Genomic DNA, 25,831 nt, shown 5'->3' on the forward strand with positions numbered 1-25,831 from the left:
CATAAAATTAGAAAATCCTTTTTTCTTTTTCTTCTATCGCTTTTGAAAGACGCACTAAATATCGTCTCAGTGGGAAACAAACTATTAATAAGAAAATTCCATTTAGCAATAAAGTAGCAAGGAGACGATCTGTGAAAAAGACAGATGCTGACATGTGAGTACGTCCTAACAAAGTTAAAAACCCATACACATAATACTCTAATGCTGCAATGCCAGCCAGTACGATAGAAGCGACAATAAATAAATTCAATTGTAATACTTTCATCACACTATAAACTAAATAAGCTAAAATCGGATAAGCAAATATATATATACCGACAAGTTCCGTGTATACGGTATCAAATAAGAAACCAAATAATAGTCCGTAGTAAATCCCTTGAACCGGACTATAGTACACTGTAATAAAACATAACACAATTATAAAGAAATGCGGTGCTGCTATACTGCCTTTCCAAAAGACGTCTGTTGGAACAACAGTAGAGAACATATTTTCAAATAAAAAAACAAAAAGGAGCAAAAGAGGAAGAGCTGCTCTTTTTAAAATCGTCATCATCTCTTCTCTCCCTCCTATTCTAACGGCGCTGTAGGCATATCACGTTTTGCAACTATAATATGCTCTACATCATTCAAATCAGCGGATGGTTTTACATAAGCCGTTTTTGTTAAACCGTATGGATCTGGCTGAACATCAACAATTTTCCCAATCGCAAGACCTTTAGGGAAGATATCACCAAGTCCAGATGTTACAACTAGTTGATCTTTTTGTACCTCTGCATCAGAGCTAATCTTTGTGAAAAGAAGTAGTTGTTTTTCTTTATCGTAACCTTCAATTAATCCAAAGATATTTTCTTGTCCTTGTACAATAGCAGAAACACGGTTTGTTCGGCTCATCGAACTTAACAACTCTACTGAAGATGTAAACTGAGATACACTTTTTACGCGTCCAACTAAACCTTTCGGAGTTACAACAGCCATATCTTTTTTGATCCCTTGCTGTGCTCCTTTATCAATTCCAACTAAATCGTACCATTTATCGGGATTACGAGAAACCACACTAGCTTGTACTTCCGTATAATCACCACGGGACTTTTCTTTACCAGTTAATTCTCGTAGTTTTTTATTCTCATCGTCTAAATTTTTCACTACTGCAGATAAATCTGCGGTAGAATCTAATTTTGCTTTCAGCTTTTTATTCTCTTCATACGTGCGCTTTACATCTTCTACGTTCTCGAAGAATCCGGCAACATAATTCGCTGGCTTTTGGAATACACGTTCTACAACACCGACAGTATCTTTTATAAACTGCTCTGGCCATGATAAACTGTTCCGTTCTTTCAATGAGATTCCAATCAATGCCACGAGAAGAATAATACTAACTAACAAAACAATTAATCTTTTGTTTAAGAAAAACTGTGGCACGTTCACACCCTCTTAATTTCATTGATTTTTATTTTGCAATATTATCGAGCAGCAGTTTTGAAAAGATCGATATTGTCTAATGCTTTACCCGTTCCAATTGCTACGCAATCTAATGGATCCTCTGCAACAAGAACTGGCATATTTGTTTCTTCACTAATAACTTTATCTAAGTTACGTAGTAATGCCCCGCCACCCGTTAATACGATACCACGGTCCATAATATCCGCTGCTAATTCAGGTGGAGTTTTTTCTAACGTATTTTTAACTGATTCTACAATTGCATCTACTGTATCTTTTAATGCATCTGCAATTTCTTCTGGTTGAATTAGTACTGTTTTCGGTAAACCACTTACTAAATCACGACCGCGAATTTCCATAGGCTCAATACCTTCTGGCTCGCCTGCAGAACCGATTTCTAATTTTAATGCTTCTGCTGTTCTTTCACCGATCATTAAGTTGTAGCTTTTCTTAATGTACTGAATGATTGAATCGTCCATATCATCACCAGCAACACGAACTGATTGACTTGTTACAATACCACCTAAAGAAATAATTGCAACTTCTGTTGTACCACCACCGATATCAACAACCATACTACCAGTCGGCTCCCAAACAGGTAAGTTTGCACCAATTGCTGCTGCAAATGGCTCTTCGATTGGATAAGCATCACGAGCACCAGCTTGACGAGTCGCATCGATTACTGCACGTCTTTCTACAGCTGTAATACCAGATGGTACACATACCATTACGTATGGTTTACGTGAGAAGAATCCATTTGATTTTTGAGCTTGTTGAATGTAGTATTTCATCATAATTGCTGTTGTTTCGTAATCAGCAATTACACCATCTTTCATAGGACGAAGTGCCACTACGTTTCCTGGTGTACGACCAATCATTTGTTTTGCATCGCTACCTACCGCAACGATTTGTTTCGTATCAGTTTGTAATGCTACTACTGAAGGTTCACGTAAAACTACACCTTTCCCTTTCACATATACAAGCGTATTCGCTGTTCCTAAGTCTATTCCAAGATCGCGAGTAAATCCACCAAATCCAAACATATCATTTATCTTCCCTTCTTATTTTCACGGACTCATTTTTCTTACTTTATATTTATAAAAACAGTACGTTTTTTTATATCTGCATCCTTTTTGTAGATAATTTTCTACAAAAAACTCATAAATCACATTATAAAACAAAATAAGTAAAAAGAATAGTCTTAAATATGACCTTTTTCCTTTAAACTCACGAATTTATGGTCACCTATTATGATATGATCAAGTACTTCAATTCCGATAATCTGGCCACATTCTACTAATCGTTTTGTAACTTCAATATCTTCACGGCTCGGCGCCGGATCTCCTGAGGGATGGTTATGAAGACATATAATAGAGGCTGCTGCCCGACGGAACGCTTCTTTAAAAACTTCCCTTGGGTGCACAATCGACGTATTTAAACTTCCAATAAAAATAGTTTGCCTATGTATAACTTGATTTTTCGTATTCAAATATAAACAAACAAAATGCTCCTGTTGCAAAAAACGCATCTCTTCCATCATATAACTCGCACAATCTTCTGGACTTCGAATACTATATCTATTTTGATATTCTAAACGTACCATTCTTCTACCTAATTCAAAAGCAGCCATAAGCTGCGACGCCTTTGCAATCCCAACACCATGAATGCTCATCATCTCTTCTAACGTTGCATCCTTTAACATTCGTAAGCCGTCAAAATGATGGAGAATATTATCTGATAACGTTAACACCGTTTCTTCTTTAGAACCCGTTCTGAGTAAAACTGCAAGAAGTTCTCGATTCGATAAACTTCCTGCTCCTTCTAACAATAAACGCTCCCGTGGCTGTTCTTCTCTCACAACATCACGAATACCGTTCATCTCTCCACCCCTTTTTTTACAATTTCTCCTAAAGAAAACCCCATGCAATTTTACGCATGGGTTACATCGCTATCAAACTGTTTTAATTCACGGACAAGACGCGCAATTGGCAAGCCAACTACACTGTAGTAGTCCCCTTGAATATGTTGAACAAAAATAGACCCTTTACCTTGAATTCCATAGCTCCCTGCTTTATCAAGTGGTTCCTTCGATGCAACGTATACGTCTATTTCCTCTTCTGTTAATCCCCAAAATGTTACTTCTGTACGTTCATAAAAAGTTACCGTTTTTTCTTTCGATATAATTGCAACACCTGTGTATACTTCGTGTGTTTTCCCCGATAATAATCGTAACATTTCTTTCGCCTCAGCCTCATTAGACGGCTTTCCAAGAATACGCGAATCATATGTAACAATTGTATCTGCACCTAGTACAACTTGATTACTATGGTTTTCTGCCACAGCAGATGCTTTTTGCAAAGCAAGCGACATAACAATATCAGAAGGTGATGAATATGCACCAATCGTCTCTTCTACTTCACTAACAACGATTTCAAATGGCACATCTGCTAATTCCAGCAGTTCCTTCCTCCTAGGTGACCCTGAAGCTAAAATAATTTTCCTCATATTTTCTCCTTCCCTTCTCACATGAAGCAAAATAATTTAAATCAATCGTATCAAAGGAATAGTTTCCCCACAAATTCTAGAAATATCATTTTCTCTAAACAAAATAATAGTTCTTTTTAAATACGATTATACGCTGCCCATACAGAAAGCACTTTGTTCTAAATTCAAAAGAAAAGAAAGAAGTATATGTACTTCTTTCTTCGTCATTTCATTATCCTATTATTTCACTTTTTGTGAAACCATTTTTTCATACGAAAGTATACCATCAATAATAACTTGATTTAATTTAGCTACAGATTCCTTATCGCTCTTCCCTTCCTTAATCGTTTGCACCGCTATTGACGTATACGTATAAAGCTTCTTTGCATCTTCACGCTTCATACTCTTCCCTTCCTTTTCCATAGCTTTCCACTCTTTTTGAATCGCTTCTATATCTTTTGGATTACTTTTTCCACTAGTTTGTACGCTGGACACATATTTTGCTAAATGAGTATATAATGGCTGCACTTTCGCTAAAAACATTCCTACTTCTTTATCATTTTTGAGCAATGCTTTATCTGTAATATCCCAATTTTTTTTCAAAACTGAAACACCATCTTGCTTATACTGATCTATTAATTGATTAACAGCCTGTTCATCGCTCGTAATAGCAACAACTAACGCATACTTATCACCACTCGGTTTCAAAGTAGCCACGCCCCCATTACTTTTCCACTCTTCAATAGCAGCCTGTCCTTTTTCTTCAGAGGAATAAAGCCCTCCTTGAACGAAAAATAGTTTCATTGGTTCTAATGACGTTCCTACCTGTGCTTTTTGTTTTTCCTCTTTCGGTGTTGGTGTTTGTTCTGCCGTTCCACCCACCTTTTGTTCCTCATTACCTGTCTGCTTCGAAGCCGTTACCTTACCTTCTCCTGTCGTCCCTTGTCCAGTTAATAAATGAATCATACCCATCCCAAATGCAGTACCGATAATTATTGCAGTTGCAACAATTGCGATTATTGTATTGCTCCACTTCTTTCGATATTTTTCCATAGATACTGATTTCGCTTTTTGAAACGGAACGACATTTTTCGGTCTCTCACTTTCTGCTATCATCCAGTCAAACTCATCCTTCTTTTTTTCCTCATACTTCGCTTCTGTTCCATTTACTTTCACCGAGATCGTTCGTGATTGCTTGTCCATACACTCACACCTCACCTCTTGTCATTGTCCGCATCATATCATATTCATTCCACAAAAAAACGAGATATTTGTCAGAGGAATTCGTCAAATAACCCTATATTATTATCTTATATGTATGCATTTGACTTCATTTGTAGAACAAAAAACTAGATAGCAAAGACTATCTAGTTTTTCTCGCGAATATATTTTCTAACTTCGGAAATGAAATATAAAGAACCTGTTATGATAAAAACATCATGTTCTCCTATCATGTCAACCTTTGTATCAATTGCCTCTTTCCAATCTTCAAAAACTAATTTTGACTCTTGTTGTGAATACGATGCAAGCTTGTCAGCAGAAATGGCACGATCAAAGGCAAACGTCGTAAATATTATTTCATCAGCAACTTTTTCTAATTGCCCTACCATGTTATGTAACTGTTTGTCACCAAGAGCAGTAAATAAAACTATTACATTCTTCTTTTTATAATGTGCCTCTACTGTTTTTACAAGACTTTCAATACCTTCTGGATTATGAGCACCATCTATTATAATATCTGGATTACTTTGTAACTTTTCAAATCGACCAATCCAGTATGCTTCTTGTAAGCCAGCTTTCATCTCCTCTTCATTAATTAAAAATGATAAATATGTTTTTAAATACATTACTGCCATAAGCGCTAGTGCTGCATTGCCTACTTGGTGAATGCCTTTCATTGAAATCCGAACATTTTCAAACGAGGCAAATGGACAATCAAAATCAAAGTGTTCCCCATCTTTATTAGAATGTTTATGTAATGTTGTAAACTGTTTTCCAAGTTCATATAAGCTTGCATGATTTTCCTTAGCAACCTTTTGAATTACTTGCAATGCTTCTTCATTTTTCACACCAGTAATAACTGGAACACCAGACTTAATAATCCCTGCCTTTTCATATGCAATTTCTCCTAGTGTATCGCCTAAAATATGCATATGATCGTGACCGATATTCGTAATAATCGTGAGAACCGGATGAATAACATTTGTAGAATCAAATCTTCCCCCAAGCCCCGTTTCAAATAAAACAACATCACAGAAATTAACTTTACCGAAATAATAAATTGCCATTACTGTAATGATTTCAAACTCAGTCGCTTCTCCTAAGTCCGTCTCATCTAATTTTTCAACGACTGGCTTTACCATATTTACAAGTTCCGCAATCTCTTCATCTGCAATCGGTATTCCGTTTACACTAATACGTTCATTGAATGTTTCTATGTAAGGCGATGTAAACGATCCTACTTTATATTTCGCACCTTCTAACATGTAGCGCATGTATGTTAAGGTTGAACCTTTTCCATTTGTGCCGGCTAGATGAACACATTTTATATGACGCTCTGGATTTCCGAGTTCTTCTAACATCCATTGCATTCTTTCTAGTCCTGGTTTTATCCCAAATTTCAATCGGCTATAAATCCAGTTTATCGCTTCTTCGTATGTATGTATCACGTTTGCTATTCCCCTTTCAAAAGACAAACTTCTTAATTCTATTATACGCAAAGAAAAGAGACTCACCAATATAGTGAGTCTCTGAAAAACATTTTTATTTCTCAAGATCCGCTAGACGTTGACGAACCGCTTCGCGTTTTTCTAGGTAATCTTGCTCTTTCGCACGCTCTCCGTCAATAACTTCTGCAGGAGCTTTCGCTACGAATCCTTGGTTTGAAAGTTTCTTCTGTACACGTTCTACTTCTTTATCGAACTTCTCAAGTTCTTTTTCAAGACGCGCTTTCTCTTCATCAAGATTGATAAGATCAGCTAACGGTAAGAATAACTCTGCACCTGATACGATTGCAGTCATCGCTTTTTCTGGCGCTTGTAAATCAATCTTAATTGTTAGTTCACTTGGGTTACAGAAACGCTCAATGTAAGAGCTGTTTTTCGTAAGCTGAGCTAGTACTACCTCGTCTTTTGCTTTAATTTGCATTTGAACTTTTTTGCTCATTGGCGTATTTACTTCCGCACGGATGTTACGAACAGAGCGAATGATATCAACTAGAAGGTGCATTTCTGCTGCCGCTTCTTTATCTTGTAAATCTTCGCGAACTGTTGGCCATGCTGCTACTGTAATAGACTCACCTTCATGCGGTAAATGTTGCCAAATTTTCTCTGTTACAAATGGCATGAATGGATGTAATAGACGCATCGTTTGGTCTAATACGTAAGCTAAAATCGAACGAGTTGTTTTCTTAGCTGCTTCATCTTCACCGTATAGTGGAAGTTTCGCCATCTCAATGTACCAGTCACAGAAATCATCCCAAATGAAGTTGTATAATGAACGACCAGCTTCACCGAACTCATATTTATCCATGTTACGTGTTACACTTTCGATTGTTTCGTTTAAGCGAGTTAAAATCCACTTATCTGCAACTGATTTTTCACCAGTTAAATCGATTTCTTCATACTTCATGTCATCCATGTTCATTAATACGAAACGTGATGCGTTCCAAATTTTATTAATGAAGTTCCAAGTAGATTCTACTTTTTCCATGCTGAAACGTAAATCTTGACCTGGTGCACTTCCTGTTGATAAGAAGTAACGCATCGCATCTGCACCGTACTTCTCGATAACATCCATCGGATCAATACCGTTACCAAGAGATTTACTCATTTTACGTCCTTGCTCATCACGAACTAAACCGTGAATTAATACATCTTTAAATGGACGCTCTCCTGTAAACTCTAAACCTTGGAAAATCATACGAGATACCCAGAAGAAGATGATATCATAACCAGTTACTAAAGCATCTGTTGAATAGAACTTTTTAAAGTCTGCTGCATCTTCATTCGGCCAGCCAAGTGTTGAGAATGGCCATAATGCTGAACTGAACCATGTATCAAGCACGTCATTATCTTGATTCCAGTTTTCAAGATCTGCTGGCGCTTCTGTACCTACGTATACTTCACCAGTTTCTTTATGATACCAAGCTGGAATGCGGTGTCCCCACCATAATTGACGAGAAATACACCAGTCATGAATGTTTTCCATCCAGCGTAAGTATGTGTTTTCAAAACGCTCTGGTACGAACGTTACTTTTTCTTCTTCTTTTTGTTGAAGTTCTACCGCTTTTTCTGCAAGTGGAGCCATTTTTACGAACCATTGTGTTGATAAATAAGGCTCAACAACTGCACCGCTACGCTCACTATGACCTACTGAGTGCATATGAGGCTCGATTTCTACTAATACGCCAGCTTCTTGTAAGTCTTTCACTAACTCTTTACGGCATTCGAAACGATCCATACCGTTATACTTACCAGCTTTTTCGTTCATCGTTCCATCTTCGTTCATTACTAAAATACGTGGTAAGTCATGACGGTTACCTACTTCAAAGTCATTCGGGTCATGAGCTGGTGTAATTTTCACAACGCCTGTTCCGAAGTCTTTTTCTACGTATTCATCAGCAATAATCGGAATCTCTCGGCCTACGATTGGAAGTGTAACTGTTTTTCCGATTAAATGTTTGTAGCGATCATCTTCTGGATGAACTGCTACCGCTGTATCACCAAGCATTGTTTCTGGACGAGTAGTTGCAAGGCGAATGTGACCAGAACCGTCTGTTAACGGATAGTTCATATGGTAGAATGCACCTTGAACTTCTTTATGAATTACTTCAATATCAGAAAGAGCTGTGCGTGTTGCTGGATCCCAGTTGATGATATACTCACCGCGGTAAATTAAGTCTTTTTCATATAATTGAACGAATACTTTATTAACAGCGTTAGATAAACCTTCGTCTAATGTGAAGCGTTCACGAGAATAGTCTAGTCCTAAACCCACTTTCCCCCATTGTTGACGAATGTGAGAAGCGTATTCTTCTTTCCATTCCCAAGCTTTTTCAAGGAATTTCTCACGACCAAGATCGTAACGTGAAATACCTTCTTCACGAAGTTTTCCTTCTACTTTCGCTTGCGTTGCGATACCAGCATGGTCCATTCCTGGAAGCCATAATACATCGTAACCTTGCATACGCTTTGTACGAGTTAAAATATCTTGAAGCGTCGTATCCCAAGCGTGACCTAAGTGTAACTTACCAGTTACGTTCGGAGGTGGAATTACAATTGTATATGGTTGTTTCTTCTCATCTCCTGTTGCTTCGAAATATTTGCCTTCAAGCCACCACTTGTAAAGGCCTTCTTCAACGGACATATGATCATATTTAGTTGGTAAATTATTTTCCGTATTTGACATTATTTTCCCTCCTTAAAATAAAAAATGCCCCTCATCCAAAAAAGGACGAGGGACATCGCGGTACCACCTTTATTTACAAACAAATTCAGAATTTGCTTATACTCTTAATTTGATAACGGACAAATCCGTCTTTTCCTAATAAGAATCATTCCGTTCAGAAAAGATGCTCCAGGGCTACCTTCTAACATAACTATCTAGAGAACCTCCCAGCCAATGGTTCCCCTCTCTGAAGACGTTTCATGTTATACTCTTCCCCTTCAATGCATTTATGTGATTGTTAATTATTATATACAATAGTGTAAAAAACGAAACCTTATTCGTCAAGATAAATTTGAAACTACGGCTTTTATCTCTTTATGAAACTAATAAAAAAAGATAAGCAGGGTTCTCCCTACTTATCTTCTTTATCCGTTCCCTTGCTGGGCAGCTTGTAATTGCGAAAGGAAATATTCTGTATTACTAATAAGCCAATGCGATTGCTGCAGAATTTTTACCCCGCGAAGCTCATTTTCTTCATTACGACTCTTTCTTCTTTTCGTATACGACTGAATTTGCCGAATAAAATGCGACGGGTACGTCATATACGCAAACATAAGAAGCTGCTCCTCTTTCGTAAATGGAAAATTTTTTTGATACATTTGATACCATTCAAAGCGGTCGCTCCGCGCAATTGGATATGTGTTCAAGGACCTTGAATAAAAGCTGACGATATCCTGTACCGGTGTAGCAAACTGAGACTTTTCTAAACTAATAAAATAACCGTTTCGTTCATAATCAAATAAAAAGTGATTAAGCGATACATTTCCATGAACGAAAGTAGTACGTGTTTTTTCCTTTTCTTTCATTGCATCATGCCATTCACTTAATTGTTTCGTTGCGAACTCACGTGCTCTCATAACGTGGTGATAATACGTACAATATTGTAATTCAAATGGAGACATATACCATTTCGCTTCTGATTCTACAAGAAACTCTTCTAATATCTCACCATCATTTTCCCAACGGCCGGATATATTTGTATAATGTTTTTCTAAATCTTCTTCTGTATAAGTCTCCTCTTTCACCGTTTTTTGATGCAACGTCCCGAGCGTTTGAAACATCTTATGGTATTGATCATTATCTTCGCCATTTCCTTCCGCACGTTCTAACCAAGGCATTAAATAATAGCTATATGCCCCATCACTTAAAACATAATTCCCGTCCGTCGTGTGATAGATAGGTACATAATTCGAAAAACCTTTCTCCTTCAAATATTGAATATGGTGTAAAAAATTATTCCGCTCTAATTTTCTATCTTGTATTTTCTTTAACGCATACGGACCTTGATTCGTATAAATTTTCATTACACTTCCGTGCTCTTCCATATGCTGAGTGTCCAATCTATATTGCCTCACAATGGGTTCATAGCGATTTCGTAATTCAATATCCATACGAATAACCCTTTCTTATTCAAAACATAGCTTCTAGGAAAAGAAAAGAGGTGAGTGAAAAAACTCACTCACTTATTTCACTGTTGCTTTTGAAACAGGAATATATATAATTTGCCCTGTAGTTAAATATATATCTTCTGATTGATTTACACGATATAAGCTTTGTACAGTCGTTTCATAACGTTCTGCAACCGATTCAATTGTATCTCCTTCTTGTACGAAGTACATTCTTACCTTCGTAAATTCTTCTTCTGGTTCTTTCGTAAATAATTTCGTTAAATAAAGTGCATTTTCATCTCGCTGTGAATATGCTTCTTCCTCTGGCTCTTCCTGCTTTTTCGCTTTTTCTTTCTTGAAATTTTTCCGCCCGAACAATTCAAATTGTGGCGTCTTTTCTTGCTCCTCTTCACGCTCCACAAGTTCATGTTCTTCTAATTCCTCTTCTTCTATTTCTTGCTCTTTTCTTTCTTCTAACTGAAACGGCTCAAATGCATAATCTTCCCATCCATCTGATTCTTTATAGGCTGGTACCTCTTCGTGCGGTGCAGGTCTACTTTCATCTTCTTCAGCTGAATCAGCTTCCAACTCGGCATACACCGTCTCTTCCTCTTCATCCTCGGTTCTTTCTTCGTCACATAAACCTGTAATAGATATATCCGCTAATAGTTGTAAGCAACCATTTTCCTTTAATTCATAATCAAATTCCTCGATTGATACATATAATTCTTCAATTACTTTCACTCGATTTCTTGGAATTGATATTTCGAGCGGAAAGGAATGGACAAGCTCATTAACCCCGTCTGCCCTTGTTTCTACATAATCAATTGCCTTTGCTGGTGATAGCTCTCTTAACGAATAAGCTGAATCATCTTGCCTTGCAACGTACTCTCCCGTTAAATCTAATTGCCCCCTCACGATAACTTCATGATCGAGCTCCTCTATCTCAACGTCTGGATCTAACGAAATTGACAAAAGTTCTTCGACTTCCTGTCCCTTCTGGAACCAAACAGATTCTTTTAATGAAAATCGTAATGAATGATCTGTTGCCACTTCTTTTCCCCCTCCCAAACTATATGTCATTACAGATTTATGTTCCCTAAGGCTACTTTATGAATAAAAAAAATCGCTCCCCTAATGGAAAGCGATTTTCTCTAAGAAATTATGCTTTTAATTTTGACATTGCAATTTCGGCCGCCGCAATTGTCGCCTCAATATCTGCATCACTATGTGCTGTCGATAAGAATAAACCTTCAAATTGAGAAGGTGGTAAAAATACACCTTGTTCTACCATTTCACGATAGTAAGCTGCAAAGAATTCTAAGTTTGAAGATTTTGCTGCATCATAATTAGTAACTTGCTCATCTGTAAAGAAAATACCAATCATAGAACCTGCACGATTAATGTGATGCGGGATATTATGCTTTTCAGCTGCCTTACGTAGTCCAGCCTCTAACATTTCTGCTTTACGCTCAAATTCCACATATGATTCTGGCGTTAACTGCACTAACGTTTCATAACCTGCTGTCATTGCAAGTGGATTACCCGATAATGTTCCAGCTTGGTAAATCGGTCCGCTTGGTGCAACTTGACGCATAATCTCTGCCTTCCCACCGTATGCTCCTACCGGCAAGCCACCACCGATTACTTTACCTAAACAAGTTAAGTCAGGAGTTACACCGTAGTAACCTTGTCCACAATTATAAGCAACACGGAATCCTGTCATTACTTCATCAAAAATAAGTAGTGCACCGTTTTGCTCTGTCACTTCACGAAGTCCTTCTAAAAACCCTGGTTGCGGGGGAACAACGCCCATATTCCCTGCCACTGGTTCTACAATTATACAAGCGATGTCATCACCGAATTGTTCGAAAGCATATTTTACACTTTCTAAATCGTTATACGCTACTGTAATCGTATTTTTCGCTACACCTTCTGGTACACCAGGGCTATCTGGTAAACCTAGCGTTGCTACACCCGAACCTGCTTTAATCAATAAAGAATCACCATGACCGTGATAACAACCAATGAATTTCAAAATTTTGTTACGTCCAGTGTAACCACGAGCTAAACGTAGTGCACTCATTGTCGCCTCTGTTCCAGAGTTAACCATACGCACAACCTCAATTGATGGTACACGCTCGATAACAAGCTGCGCTAATTTATTTTCAATTTCTGTTGGTGCACCAAAGCTTGTTCCTTTTTCAGCAACAGCTTTTAAAGCCTCAACAACACGATCATTCGCATGACCATGAATTAAAGGTCCCCACGATAATACGTAATCGATGTATTCATTCCCATCGATATCATATACTTTAGAGCCTTTTCCGCGCTCCATAAACAGCGGATTCATACCAACAGACTTAAAAGCACGAACAGGGCTGTTTACGCCTCCAGGCATTAAATTTTGAGCCTCTTCAAACGCCGCAATCGACTTATCAAATTTTTTCATTATTTAGCGCCTCCTTCTTGTAACCATCTTGCTGCATCTTTTGCATGATACGTAATAATCAAGTCTGCTCCTGCGCGTTTCATGCTAATTAATTTCTCAAGTACAACTTCTTTTTCATTAATCCAACCATTTTGTGCTGCTGCTTTAATCATCGAATATTCACCACTTACGTTATAAGCAACGACTGGTAAGTTAAAGTTATTTTTCACATCACGAACGATATCTAGATAAGAAAGAGCTGGCTTTACAATTAAGAAGTCGGCCCCTTCCATTACATCTGATTCTGCTTCACGGAATGCTTCCATACGGTTCGCTGGGTCCATTTGATATGTTTTACGGTCACCAAACTGCGGTGCACCGTGTGCTGCATCACGGAACGGTCCGTAAAATGCTGATGAATATTTCACAGCGTACGACATAACTGGTACGTGCGCGAAACCATTTTCATCTAATGCATGGCGAATTGCTGTTACAAATCCGTCCATCATGTTAGATGGTGCAATAATGTCTGCCCCTGCTTTCGCTTGACTTACAGCTGTTTTTGCAAGAGCTGCAAGAGACTCATCATTTAAAATAACGCCATCTTCAATAACACCGCAATGACCATGGCTTGTGAATTGACATAAACATGTATCTGCAACTACTACTAGCTCTGGGAACTCATCTTTAATTTGCTTAATTGCACGCTGTACAATTCCATGCTCACAATATGCCGATGATCCAACTTCGTCCTTTTCAGCAGGTAAACCAAATACAATAACAGAACGAATACCTAAATCAACGACCTCTTGCATTTCAGCTTGCAATAAATCTAAAGACATTTGATATACGCCTGGCATAGAAGGAACTTCATTACGAGTATTTTCTCCTTCTAATACAAAAATAGGGTAAATAAAATCTTCTGTATGTAAAAATGTTTCACGTACAAGCGCACGCATGCCCCCGCTTTGTCTTAAACGACGATGACGATTAAATTGTAAAGAATTCATAGATTTCTATCCCCATTCTTTTATTTTATAGATTCACAAATGCATTGCAGTAATGCTTCTACAGTGTACTCTTTTGGCACAATAACATGTGGAAAATAGAGGTTCGCCTCTTTTTCCGTAATAGGCCCTATACAAGCAATTGTACATTTTTTCGTCCATTCTCTCCAGTTTGTACCCTCAAGTAAACGAACAAAACTATCAACAGTTGAAGGGCTCGTAAATGTAATAATATTTACTTCCCCTAATTTCAATGCTGTTATAAGTTCTTGTTTTTTCTCTACATTCACCTTCGTACCATATACAATTAACTCATCTAGAAAAATACCAAACTCCCTAAGTTTAACCGGGATTACATCTCTTGCTAAATTCCCTTTCGGAAATAAAATACGCTCGTTTCCACTTAATTCTCTTAGAAACTCTTTGGCAAATGTTTCTGCAACAAACGAGGTCGGAACAAAATGAACTTGATAGCCCCTTTTTTCTAACTCTAATTTTGTTTTCACGCCTACCGCAGCAATTTTAATCGGTCCAGGGAGCTTCTTTCTCAAACTATCTAGAAAAAAAGCTACACCATTTTTACTCGTGAAAATAACCCAGTCATACGAATGTAGCTGCCCTGCTATATGTTGAATTTGCCTATGAGACGTACCTTCCATACGCAAAAGCGGAATTTCCAATGGAATTCCGCTCCTTTCTTTCACTGCTACACTCATTTGTTTCGCTTGGTGCTGGGCACGTGTAATCAATACTGTTTTGCCAGCGAGAGCGTTCATATTTATTGTTGCTCCTTATTTGCAGCAAGGATGAGCTCTTTTGCTCCTTGTTTAATTAAACGGTCCGCAGCCTCTAATCCAACTTGCTTCGGATCATTACCTACTACTATCTCTTTCAATAAAACAGAACCGTCCATAGAACCGACAAGCGCTGTTAATTCGATTGCATCATTTTCTTTAAGAGTTGCATATCCAGCGATTGGAACTTGGCATCCACCTTCAAGTTTATGAAGAAATACTCGTTCAGCAGCCACTGTTCTTTCTGTTACTGCATCATTAATATGCGCTAACAACTGAAGTAAATCCGTATCATCCTCACGACATTCAATCGCTAATGCACCTTGTCCTACGGCTGGTACACATAACGTTTCATCTAAATGTTCTGTAATAACTTCTCCGTCCCAGCCCATTCTCTGTAATCCAGCTGTCGCTAAAATAATTGCATCGTAATCTTCATCTTTTAACTTACGTAAGCGTGTATCGATATTTCCGCGAATCCATTTCACTTGTAAATCTGGTCTCGCAGCTAGTAGTTGTGCACTACGTCTCAAACTACTCGTTCCTAAGATCGCGCCTTCTGCTAAGTCTTTAAACGATTCTCCGTTTTTAGAAATAAAAGCATCACGAGGGTCAACGCGCTTTGGCGTACAACCAATCGTTAATCCATCTGGAAGTACAGCTGGCATATCTTTCATGCTATGTACAGCCATATCAATTTCTTTCGTAAGTAACGCATGTTCAATTTCCTTTACAAATAAACCTTTTCCGCCTACTTTTGAAAGAGTAACATCTAAAATAACATCACCTTTTGTGACGATTTCTTTCACTTCAAATTCATATGGTAAACCAAGCGCTTTTAATTGATCAATAAACCAATTAGTTTGTGTTAATGCTAGTTTACTCTTTCGTGAACCTACAATAATTTTGCGCATAATTCTCTCTCCTCATTATAAATACCAAAAGTGGAAATTAGATAAACTGCTTAATAGAAAAATGTTAACTAGCATTACGAGAAATGCCCCGATATTCCACTGCACAATTTTCTTACCTTGCAACACATCTGCCGCTCGTAAATATAAGCCCACGCAATATACAAATAGAACGACAAAAGACCCAATTACTTTCGTATCATACCAATGGAAATTATCCAATTTTGTATATCCCCATATGCATCCTAATATAATTGCTAATAAGAAAAACGGAACAGAAAATAAATTTAATCCGTAAGACATAGATTCAAGCTTCGGCAAATTTCCTAATCTTCTTAATCTCGCATTCCACTTTTTCTTTTTTAATAGTCGGTATTGCAATAAATACATAATAGAAAAAATAAACGATACAGTAAACGTTGCATAAGAAATAATCGCCATACCGACATGCACGTATACAAGTTCTGAAACTAATTGCTCTGCAAGTACTGGCGACATCTTCCCAAGCGGTGTAAAAATAGAAAAAGCGCTTACGCCAAATGCTACAACATTTGTAAAAAAGACTAAAAAGTCAATACGCATAAATCGATTAATGACTAATGACATCGTAATCAATAACCAAACATAAAAATAAATCCCTGATAATAAAGTTAAAATAGGATTCGTTTCTGAATCTGTAGCCCTAAGCAACATAAAGATAGACTGCAGAACCCATACAATCGAAAGTAACCAAAAAGCAAAGCGGTTCGCCTTTCGGTTACTTTGGAAATAATCTATAAAATATAAACTAATGCTACAAGCATATAAAATAATTGCAATATGATAAATAATACTGTTATTTAAAAAACTCATCCGATCATCCTTCCAAGTTATAAAGATGGAACGGATGGTGTCCACGCTCTTTTATGTTCTACTTCTTCCGTATTTCCCGCTTCTTCCGCTTCTTCCGCTTCTTCCACTTCTAAATCAAAAATCTTCGCAAATAAAGCTAATTTTTCGCCGGCTCCCTCTTCAACAGCTAATTCTTTAGCTACTAAAATTGGGTCCTTTAACAATTGGTTAATAATACTTTTCGTATGTTTACTAATTACTTTTTTCTCACGATCACTAAGGTTTGGTATTTTTCGCTCAAGACTTTCCATCGTATCACTTTGAATTGCTAGCGCTTTATCACGAAGAGCTGATATTAACGGTACAACACCAAGCGTACTTAACCAAGTTTTAAATAAAACCATTTCCTCTTCAATCATAAATTGAATTTTCTCTGCTTCTTTTAAACGTTCAGCACGGTTTGCTTCAACTACACCTTGCAGATCGTCGATATCATATAAGAAAGAGCCTTCTAATTCATCAATCGCCGGATCAATATCACGTGGTACTGCAATATCAACCATAAATAACGGACGACCAGAGCGCATTCTCTCTACTTTTGTCATCATTTCTTTCGTAATGACATATTCTGATGCACCCGTTGAACTAATTAAAATATCCGCTTCTAATAATGCACATTGCAATTCACTTAAAGGCTTTGCATGTCCCATATATTTCTCAGCCATCACTTCCGCTTTCGTAAGCGTCCTATTCATAACCGTTACTTTACGAGCTCCACTTCCGTATAAGTTTTGCAGTGCAAGTTCACCCATCTTACCCGCACCAAGAATAAGTACATGACAATCTGTTAAATCGCCAAATATTTTCTTTCCGAGCTCAACAGCAGCATAACTAACAGACATCGCACTTTCACCAATCGTTGTTTCTGAGTGCGCACGTTTTGCTAACGTAACCACTTGCTTAAACAACTCATTAAAAATTGTACCTGTCGCTTTTACTTGTTGTGCTTCTAAAAAGCTATCTTTTATTTGACCTAAAATTTGCGTCTCTCCAACAACCATAGAATCTAAACCGCACGTTACGCGGAATAAATGATCTATTGCGCCATCTTGTTCAAAAATAGACAAGTATGGTGCGACTTCTTCTATTTCAAGCTGAAACCAATCAGCTAAAAACTTCTTAATGTAATACCGTCCCGTGTGTAATTGATCGACAACAGCGTAAATCTCAGTGCGATTACAAGTTGATACAATGACATTTTCTAGCACGCTCTTTTGGTTTTGTAATATAGTCATTGCTTGCTCTAGCTCTGCTGCCTGAAATGTGAGTTTCTCACGAAATTCTACAGGGGCTGTTCGATAATTTACACTAACAACAAGAATATGCACGCAGCATGTCCCCCTTCACCCGTTTTATCACTTTATCTACTATCATAATACAACTTTCCTCTTATGAATCTGACAATCGTGTGAACAACTGATTATTTTTTATTTATTCTCCATATGTAATAAAGGAGCTTCAGTAAGATTAATAAAGAACTTTCTACTTTATAATAATTATAAAATAATAACTCTATTTGTACGTTACCAAAAAAAGTCCTCATAATCAAGTGATGGAAACTATTCCATATTAATTATAACATCATCTTTTCTATCTTCTTTCATCATGAAGGAAAATATGTATGATTGTTCCAAAATATAGTACTCACTTTCTCGATGCAATGCATTTGACATTGTATTTCTTTTTCGTTATATTGGTTTTACAAAATTAAATTGTGCACAATTTAAAAATTACAAGGAGTTGCCTATGAAAGAAAATCCTTTGCATCTAGATAACCAACTTTGTTTTTCTATTTACGCTTGTTCTAGAGAGGTTACCCGTTTTTACCGCCCCTATTTAGAAGAAATGGGCATTACGTATCCCCAGTACATTACTTTACTCGTACTCTGGGAACAAGACGGACTAACAGTAAAAGAAATTGGAGAACGTCTATTTTTAGATTCTGGTACTTTAACACCTATGTTAAAACGTATGGAATCATTAAAACTTGTACAACGTGTTCGTTCAAAAGAAGACGAGCGAAAAGTTTGTATTGAATTAACAGAACAAGGTAAAGATTTAAAAGAAATAGCTTGTTCATTACCAACAACGATGGCTACAAATTTAGGAATTACAGAGCAAGAATATCATTCTTTATTAATCCAATTAAACACATTAATTGAAACAATGAAAAAAATTAATGACAGAAAAGGGGAATAAACATGGATAAATTATATACTGCTTCAGTAACAGCAACAGGTGGAAGAAACGGTAAGGTAGTTTCAGATGATGGCATATTAAATCTTGATGTAAAAATGCCAAAAGCACTAGGTGGCGCAGGCGGAGAAGCAACAAATCCAGAACAATTATTTGCAGCTGGTTATGCAGCTTGCTTTGATAGTGCATTACAACTTGTAATTCGTACAAAACGTATGAAGGTGGAAAGTACAGAAGTGACTGCACACGTTTCTATCGGTAAAGATACAGATGGTGGTTTCGGACTATCTGCTGTACTTGACGTACATGTTGCTGGTGTTTCTCATGCCGAAGCACAAGAACTTGTAGAAGCCGCTCACGGTGTATGTCCTTACTCTAAAGCAACAAGAGGAAATATTGAAGTTACATTAAACGTACGCTAAAAGTTTAGTAAATAAAAAAAACGCGCGACATTCGTCACGCGTTTTTTGTTTTTGTCATTTTATGAATTGCTTTCCATGCTTCTTCTTTTCCAAGTCCTGTTTCAGAAGAGAATAGAACGATTTCATCGCCAATTTCAACAGCAAGCGTTTCTTTTACAACTTTTAAATGCTTTTGCCATTTCCCTTTCGGAATTTTATCGGCTTTCGTTGCAATAATAATTGTTGGGATTTCATAATGCTTTAAGAAATCATACATCATAATGTCATCTTTTGTTGGTTGGTGACGTAAATCAACTACTAATACAGCTGCGTCTAATTGCGTACGTGTTGTAAAGTAAGTTTCAATCATTCTGCCCCATGCCGCGCGCTCTGTTTTAGATACTTTCGCATATCCATAACCTGGAACGTCAACAAAATGCATCATTTCATTGATTAAGAAAAAGTTCAGCGTTTGCGTTTTTCCTGGTTTAGAAGAAATACGTACTAACTTTTTACGATTTAAAATTTTATTAATAAAGGAAGACTTCCCGACATTAGAACGACCTGCTAAGGCAATTTCTGGTAAATCACTGTCTGGATATTGTTCCGGTTTAACGGCACTAATTACAATATCTGCTTTTGTTACTTTCATTGTTTCACTCCTACTAATGCGTGCTCCAATACTTCGTCTAAATGAGATGCAAGCACAAACGTAAGGTTTTCTTTTACGCTCTCTGGAATATCATCTAAATCTTTCTCATTTTCCGCCGGTAAAATAATTTTTGTTAATCCCGCGCGGTGAGCACTTAATGTTTTTTCTTTCAAACCACCAATCGGTAATACACGACCACGAAGTGTAATTTCACCTGTCATACCAACTTCTTTACTTACAGGAATACCTGTTAGTGCAGAAATAAGTGCCGTTGCCATCGTAATACCTGCTGATGGTCCATCTTTTGGAACTGCTCCTTCTGGAACATGAATATGAATATCGTTTTTCTCATGGAAATCCGGATCAATATGAAGTTCTTCTGCACGAGAACGAATATAGCTAAACGCGGCTTGTGCGGATTCTTTCATAACATCCCCAAGTTTCCCTGTTAAAATTAATTTCCCTTTTCCTGGCGCTACAGACACTTCAATTGCAAGTGTATCGCCGCCCGCTGCTGTATAAGCTAAACCTGTTGCCATACCAACTTGGTCTGTTTTTTCAGCTTGACCATAACGGAATATATGCTTACCAAGTAAATCAACAATATTTTTCTCTGTTACAACAATGCGCTTGCGTTCTGCTGTAACGATAATTTTTGCTGCTTTACGGCAAACTTTTGCAATTTGACGCTCTAACGTACGAACACCAGCCTCGCGTGTATAATAACGAATAATTTCAAGAAGCGCTTCATCACGTACTTGCAAATTACCTTTTCGCAAACCGTGCTCTTTTAATTGTTTCGGCAATAAATGCTCACGAGCAATGTGCACCTTTTCAAGTTCTGTATAACCAGCAATTGAAATAATTTCCATACGGTCAAGCAATGGGCCCGGAACACTTGCAAGTGTATTAGCAGTTGCAACGAACATAACTTTCGATAAATCATATGGCTCTTCAATGTAATGATCACTGAAGTTATGGTTTTGTTCTGGATCTAACACTTCAAGTAACGCCGCTGATGGGTCTCCCCTGAAATCGTTAGACATTTTATCAATCTCATCTAATAAGAAGACTGGATTAACTGTTTTCGCCTTTTTCATACCTTGAATAATACGTCCTGGCATCGCTCCTACATATGTACGACGGTGACCACGAATTTCAGATTCATCACGCACACCACCAAGAGAAACACGTACAAAATTACGGTTTAACGATGTTGCAATAGAACGTGCTAACGAAGTTTTCCCAACCCCAGGAGGTCCTACTAGACAAAGAATTGGCCCTTTTAATGAATTCGTTAACTTCTGTACAGCTAAATATTCAAGTACTCGCTCTTTCACTTTTTCAAGACCGTAATGATCTTTATTTAAAATTTCTTCCGAATGAGTGAGGTCAATCATATCCTCTGTTGCTGTTGTCCATGGGAGAGTTAATAACCAATCAATATAATTATGAATGACACCACTCTCAGCAGAACTTACAGGTAATTTTTCATAACGATCTAATTCTTTCAGTGCAGCCTTCATTGTTTCTTCAGGCATTCCCGACTGTTCAATTTTCTCACGAAGTTCTTCAACTTCCCCGCCCTTGCCTTCTTTATCACCAAGTTCAGTTTGAATCGCCTTCATTTGCTCACGTAAGAAATATTCTTTTTGCGTGCGCTCCATTGAACGTTTCACTTTTTGTCCAATTTTCTTTTCTAGGCTAAGTAACTCTTGTTCATCTTGAATAATTGAAATAAGTGTATGTAGTCGCTCTTTCACAGATACAATCTCTAAAATCTCTTGTTTCTGCTTCGTTTTAATCGGTAAGTGAGAAGCAATTAAATCAGCTAGTCTTCCGGGTTCTTCTACATCAGCTACCGTTGCAAATGTTTCATTTGAAACTTTTTTCGAAACTTTAATATATTGTTCGAAATGCTCCAGTAACGTACGCATAAGAGCCTTCTCTTCCAAATCATCTTCTACTTCTTCAGTTACTGTTCTAATAGAAACTTGTACCACATTTTCTTCTTCGATAAACTCTACTACTTCTGCTCTATGTAAACCTTCTACAAGGACACGAAGCGTACCGTTCGGCAATTTTAACATTTGCTTCACTTTCGCCACTGTACCTACACTATATATGTCATCTTCTTTCGGATCGTCGATATTCATTTCTTTTTGCATTGCTAAAAAGATGATATTTTCATCCATTGCCGCCTGCTCTAGTGCTTGTATCGATTTATCACGTCCTACATCAAGATGCAGAACCATCGTTGGATATACGAGAATGCCTCTTAATGGTAGGAGGGGCACAATTCTTTCATTCGTATTCATACTAGACATAGCACCTCCATAATAAATTAAACTCCTGTTCAACTATTCTATATTACAATACATCTAGATGCAATTGCAGAGATTCTTCGCAATTGTAAATCCCCTGTTTTTTTGTGCCTCACGAAAAGAAAAAAGACTCCGCTTAAGCATACAAACTTAAACGAAGTCTGGCAAATTTTTATTATTGTATATTCTCACATTGATTGTGCATCTGTTTCACCCAAATCATTATGTGCATCAAGCTCACGATGCACATTTTCCTGCATAAATGTTAATTCAAATACTTCTTTTAATTTGCGAACAGGAATAATCTCAATTCCCTTTATTGTATACAAAAATGGTTGCATGTTTTCAGCCGGAATGATGACTTTCTTAGCTCCCGCTTTTTTCGCAGCTTTTATTTTTGCGTACACACCACCAATAGGCTTCACTTCTCCGTGGATACTTATCTCACCTGTCATCGCTACTTCATTATTCACATACGTACGATGCACTGCTGAATAGACACCTGTTGCCATAGCAATACCTGCTGAAGGACCATCAATCGGGATACCACCAGGAAAATTAATATGTATATCATACCCTTCTGGCAAGACATCTAGAGAACGAAGTACTGTTAACACATTATCAACAGAACCTTTCGCCATACTTTTACGGCGGATTGATTTCGTTTGATTCCCAATACTTTCCTCTTCTACAATTCCAGTGACATTTACTGATCCTTTATCTTTCGCAGGAATAGCTGTTACCTCAATTTCTAATAACGCACCTGTATTCGGCCCGTATACAGCAAGCCCGTTCACAAGACCGATTCTCGGAATTGGATAAATACGTTTTTCGTACTTTGGTGTAAGCTGACTAGAATGAACAACCCACTCAATATCTTCATCTTTAATGAAAGGTCGTTCTTCATTTATCGCCATACCAGCAGAAATTTGCACGAGATTAATTGCTTCTCGCCCATTTCTTGCATACATTCCAATCATTTCGATACCGTTCTCACCTACTTGCATCTCCACTTTGTCAGCTGCATTTTTCGCTACCTTTTGAATTTCTTCTGTATCTAACTCACGGAAGAACACTTCTAAACACCGCGACCTAATTGCAGGAGGAATTTCCTCTGGTGAACGTGTCGTTGCACCAACTAAGCGAAAATCTGCAGGTAAACCTTTTTGAAAAATATCATGTATATACGTTGGAATCATCGAATTTTCTTCACTATAATACGCACTTTCCAAAAACACTTTCCGATCTTCTAACACTTTTAGCATTTTATTCATTTGAATTGGATGTAATTCACCAATCTCATCAATGAACAAAATACCACCATGCGCATCTGTTACAGCCCCTTTTTTCGGTTGCGGGATACCCGCTTGTCCCATCGCACCTGCTCCTTGATAAATAGGATCATGCACTGAACCAATTAATGGATCCGCAATACCACGCTCATCAAACCTAGCTGTCGTCGCATCAAGTTCGATAAATGTTGCATTTGTACGAAATGGAGATTTCGGATTTCGTTTCGCTTCTTCTAATACAAGGCGTGCTGCCGCTGTCTTTCCGACACCTGGCGGACCGTATATGATCACATGTTGCGGATTAGGACCACAAAGAGCCGCTTTTAACGACTTAATCCCGTCTTCTTGCCCTACAATGTCTATAAAGGATGTAGGACGTACCTTTTCCGCAAGCGGCTCTGTTAAAGAAACCTCACGCATTTTACGAAGCTGCTCTAATTCTTTTTTCGATTCTCGATCAATTGAAACTTTTTGTGTTCGCTGATTTCGAAGTAAATGCCAAAAATACAATCCGACAATTACGCCAAAAACAAGTTGAACAAGTAAAAATATATTTGTCCAGCTCATAATTCATTTCCTCCCGCTATGTTTTACCTTTTAGTATTTCCTGGGAGGAATAGTGCTAAACATAAAGAAAAACAGCAATTATAAAAATTGCTGTTTCTTCTTCGCATTATGCAGATGTTTTTGTATCAAGTACAGTACCGTCTTGTAACACCAATTTTGGCGGTTCATTATCAGCTACTGTTTCTTTCGTAAGAATACACTTCTCGATATCTTTGCGAGATGGAAGTTCGAACATTACATCAAGCATCAAGCCTTCAATAATAGAACGAAGTCCACGAGCACCTGTTTTACGTTCAATTGCTTTTTTCGCAATCTCAACTAGTGCACCTTCTTCAAACTCTAACTCAACATCGTCAAGCTCCAATAATTTTTGGAATTGCTTAACAAGTGCATTTTTCGGTTTAGTTAAAATATCTACAAGAGCATCTTCATCAAGCGGCTCTAGGTTCGCAATAACTGGAAGACGACCGATAAACTCCGGAATTAAACCGAATCTTAAAAGATCCTCTGGTAAAACGTGAGATAAAACATGCTTCTCATTTACATCAGCATTTTTCTTCTCAGCACCAAATCCAATTACTTTCTCACCAAGGCGACGTTTAATAATAGGCTCGATGCCATCAAACGCTCCACCACAAATGAATAGGATGTTCGTTGTATCAATTTGAATAAACTCTTGATGCGGGTGCTTACGACCACCTTGAGGTGGAACGCTCGCTACAGTACCTTCTAAAATTTTCAGAAGTGCCTGCTGTACACCTTCACCAGATACATCACGTGTAATTGATGGATTTTCGGACTTACGTGCCACTTTATCAATCTCATCAATATAAATAATTCCTTTTTCCGCTTTTTCTACATCGTAATCAGCCGCTTGAATTAGTTTTAGTAAGATGTTTTCTACATCTTCCCCAACGTATCCAGCTTCTGTTAAAGATGTTGCGTCCGCGATTGCAAATGGAACATTTAAAATACGCGCTAATGTTTGTGCCAATAATGTTTTACCACTACCAGTTGGCCCAATAAGTGAAATATTACTCTTCGCTAATTCTACATCATCAATTTTGCTGTTAGAATTAATGCGTTTGTAATGGTTATATACCGCTACCGCTAGTGCTTTTTTCGCGTTATCTTGTCCGATGACATACTCATCTAAGATTTCACGAATTTCTACCGGTTTCGGTACATCTTTGAATTCTACTTCTTCGTCCTTCGCAAGCTCCTCTTGTACAATTTCAGTACAAAGCTCGATACACTCGTCACAAATGTAAACACCTGGACCTGCAACTAACTTTCGAACTTGCGTTTGTGTTTTACCACAGAAAGAACATTTTAATTGACCTTTTTCATCATTAAATTTAAACATATTTTCACACCCCTTACAAAGTGCTAACCTCTTGCCTTCGTATGTACACGATAAATGTATCGTATGTAAATACATATTATGTCACTACGTAGCGAGAAATACAAATAATATGACTAGTTATGTACAAATAAAAAAATTTTAAAACTTTTGAAATATGTATATTCGACTTACAAAGGTACTTTTCCTTCTTCATCGAAAAGTTTTATAAATATATTTCTATATTTATAAAACAAGGCACGATT

At 37.5% G+C, this 25,831-nt stretch carries 22 protein-coding genes and 1 other annotated feature; of the genes, 2 read left to right on the plus strand and 20 right to left on the minus strand.

Translation table 11 applies throughout. The features are described 5' to 3' along the window. Positions 1-7: 7 nt before the first annotated feature. From mreD to hemA, 16 genes are all read right to left on the minus strand, one after another. Positions 8-553, minus strand: coding sequence for a rod shape-determining protein MreD (mreD, locus tag JFU23_RS10190; protein ID WP_002015371.1), 546 nt, complete (start codon positions 551-553; stop codon positions 8-10). 14 nt (positions 554-567) lie between these two features. Next, entirely contained in the window at positions 568-1,419 is an 852-nt protein-coding gene (gene mreC, locus JFU23_RS10195) for a rod shape-determining protein MreC (protein WP_002129256.1), read from the minus strand. Between the two features lie 41 nt (positions 1,420-1,460). Then, positions 1,461-2,480: a cell shape-determining protein MreB gene (gene mreB / locus JFU23_RS10200; RefSeq protein ID WP_002015369.1), complete on the minus strand. Its 1,020-nt coding sequence runs from the start codon at positions 2,478-2,480 to the stop codon at positions 1,461-1,463. A gap of 158 nt (positions 2,481-2,638) precedes the next feature. Continuing rightward, entirely contained in the window at positions 2,639-3,316 is a 678-nt protein-coding gene (gene radC, locus JFU23_RS10205) for a DNA repair protein RadC (RefSeq protein ID WP_061674638.1), read from the minus strand. A gap of 50 nt (positions 3,317-3,366) precedes the next feature. Beyond that, the gene (locus JFU23_RS10210; protein ID WP_012261761.1) at positions 3,367-3,942 is read right to left on the minus strand and encodes a Maf family protein; all 576 of its coding nucleotides are present in this window, start codon (positions 3,940-3,942) and stop codon (positions 3,367-3,369) included. Between the two features lie 219 nt (positions 3,943-4,161). After that, a complete protein-coding gene (locus tag JFU23_RS10215; protein WP_201031830.1) occupies positions 4,162-5,124 on the minus strand; it encodes a stage II sporulation protein B in 963 nt (320 codons plus the stop codon). A gap of 164 nt (positions 5,125-5,288) precedes the next feature. Continuing rightward, positions 5,289-6,590 (minus strand): bifunctional folylpolyglutamate synthase/dihydrofolate synthase, encoded by a 1,302-nt coding sequence (locus JFU23_RS10220; protein ID WP_201031831.1) that lies wholly within the window; start codon positions 6,588-6,590, stop codon positions 5,289-5,291. Positions 6,591-6,684: 94 nt separating this feature from the next. Next, on the minus strand, positions 6,685-9,330 hold the full coding sequence (locus JFU23_RS10225) for a valine--tRNA ligase (RefSeq protein ID WP_002129263.1): 2,646 nt from the start codon (positions 9,328-9,330) through the stop codon (positions 6,685-6,687). Between the two features lie 38 nt (positions 9,331-9,368). Further along, positions 9,369-9,600 (minus strand) — a binding site (T-box leader). Between the two features lie 134 nt (positions 9,601-9,734). After that, a complete protein-coding gene (gene ysxE / locus JFU23_RS10230; protein ID WP_012261764.1) occupies positions 9,735-10,760 on the minus strand; it encodes a spore coat protein YsxE in 1,026 nt (341 codons plus the stop codon). Positions 10,761-10,832: 72 nt separating this feature from the next. Continuing rightward, positions 10,833-11,840: a stage VI sporulation protein D gene (gene spoVID, locus JFU23_RS10235; protein ID WP_170969887.1), complete on the minus strand. Its 1,008-nt coding sequence runs from the start codon at positions 11,838-11,840 to the stop codon at positions 10,833-10,835. A gap of 79 nt (positions 11,841-11,919) precedes the next feature. Then, positions 11,920-13,209 carry a glutamate-1-semialdehyde 2,1-aminomutase gene (gene hemL / locus JFU23_RS10240; RefSeq protein WP_201031832.1) on the minus strand — a complete coding sequence of 430 codons (1,290 nt, stop codon included), beginning with the start codon at positions 13,207-13,209 and terminating at the stop codon, positions 11,920-11,922. Further along, complete coding sequence (hemB, locus tag JFU23_RS10245) at positions 13,209-14,198, minus strand: porphobilinogen synthase (protein ID WP_002015358.1); 990 nt, start codon at positions 14,196-14,198, stop codon at positions 13,209-13,211. The genes hemL and hemB overlap by 1 nt, the downstream gene beginning before the upstream one ends. A 20-nt stretch (positions 14,199-14,218) precedes the next feature. Next, positions 14,219-14,971: a uroporphyrinogen-III synthase gene (hemD, locus tag JFU23_RS10250; protein ID WP_201031833.1), complete on the minus strand. Its 753-nt coding sequence runs from the start codon at positions 14,969-14,971 to the stop codon at positions 14,219-14,221. A gap of 2 nt (positions 14,972-14,973) precedes the next feature. Further along, on the minus strand, positions 14,974-15,903 hold the full coding sequence (gene hemC / locus JFU23_RS10255) for a hydroxymethylbilane synthase (protein WP_002034194.1): 930 nt from the start codon (positions 15,901-15,903) through the stop codon (positions 14,974-14,976). A 15-nt stretch (positions 15,904-15,918) separates the two neighbouring features. Next, complete coding sequence (locus JFU23_RS10260) at positions 15,919-16,752, minus strand: cytochrome c biogenesis protein (protein ID WP_002015354.1); 834 nt, start codon at positions 16,750-16,752, stop codon at positions 15,919-15,921. 17 nt (positions 16,753-16,769) lie between these two features. Further along, positions 16,770-18,119, minus strand: a complete 1,350-nt coding sequence (gene hemA / locus JFU23_RS10265; protein ID WP_201031834.1) for a glutamyl-tRNA reductase — start codon at positions 18,117-18,119, stop codon at positions 16,770-16,772. Between the two features lie 418 nt (positions 18,120-18,537). On the opposite strand from hemA, the gene JFU23_RS10270 reads away from it, so the two are divergent. Both JFU23_RS10270 and JFU23_RS10275 read left to right on the plus strand, forming a co-directional pair. Next, positions 18,538-18,990, plus strand: coding sequence for a MarR family winged helix-turn-helix transcriptional regulator (locus JFU23_RS10270; RefSeq protein ID WP_002015350.1), 453 nt, complete (start codon positions 18,538-18,540; stop codon positions 18,988-18,990). A gap of 2 nt (positions 18,991-18,992) precedes the next feature. Further along, a complete protein-coding gene (locus JFU23_RS10275) occupies positions 18,993-19,409 on the plus strand; it encodes an organic hydroperoxide resistance protein (protein WP_002015349.1) in 417 nt (138 codons plus the stop codon). Between the two features lie 34 nt (positions 19,410-19,443). Here JFU23_RS10275 and yihA read toward each other — a convergent pair whose 3' ends face one another. The 4 genes from yihA to clpX form a co-directional block, all read right to left on the minus strand. Further along, positions 19,444-20,040, minus strand: coding sequence for a ribosome biogenesis GTP-binding protein YihA/YsxC (yihA, locus tag JFU23_RS10280; RefSeq protein WP_002088829.1), 597 nt, complete (start codon positions 20,038-20,040; stop codon positions 19,444-19,446). Beyond that, entirely contained in the window at positions 20,037-22,367 is a 2,331-nt protein-coding gene (gene lon, locus JFU23_RS10285; protein ID WP_201031835.1) for an endopeptidase La, read from the minus strand. The genes yihA and lon overlap by 4 nt, the downstream gene beginning before the upstream one ends. A 185-nt stretch (positions 22,368-22,552) precedes the next feature. Next, positions 22,553-24,223 (minus strand): ATP-dependent protease LonB, encoded by a 1,671-nt coding sequence (gene lonB / locus JFU23_RS10290; protein ID WP_002015346.1) that lies wholly within the window; start codon positions 24,221-24,223, stop codon positions 22,553-22,555. Positions 24,224-24,329: 106 nt separating this feature from the next. Beyond that, entirely contained in the window at positions 24,330-25,589 is a 1,260-nt protein-coding gene (gene clpX / locus JFU23_RS10295) for an ATP-dependent protease ATP-binding subunit ClpX (protein ID WP_000472285.1), read from the minus strand. Between the last annotated feature and the right edge of the window lie 242 nt (positions 25,590-25,831).

The organism is Bacillus sp. TH50 (assembly GCF_016650565.1).
GTDB lineage: Bacteria > Bacillota > Bacilli > Bacillales > Bacillaceae_G > Bacillus_A > Bacillus_A mycoides.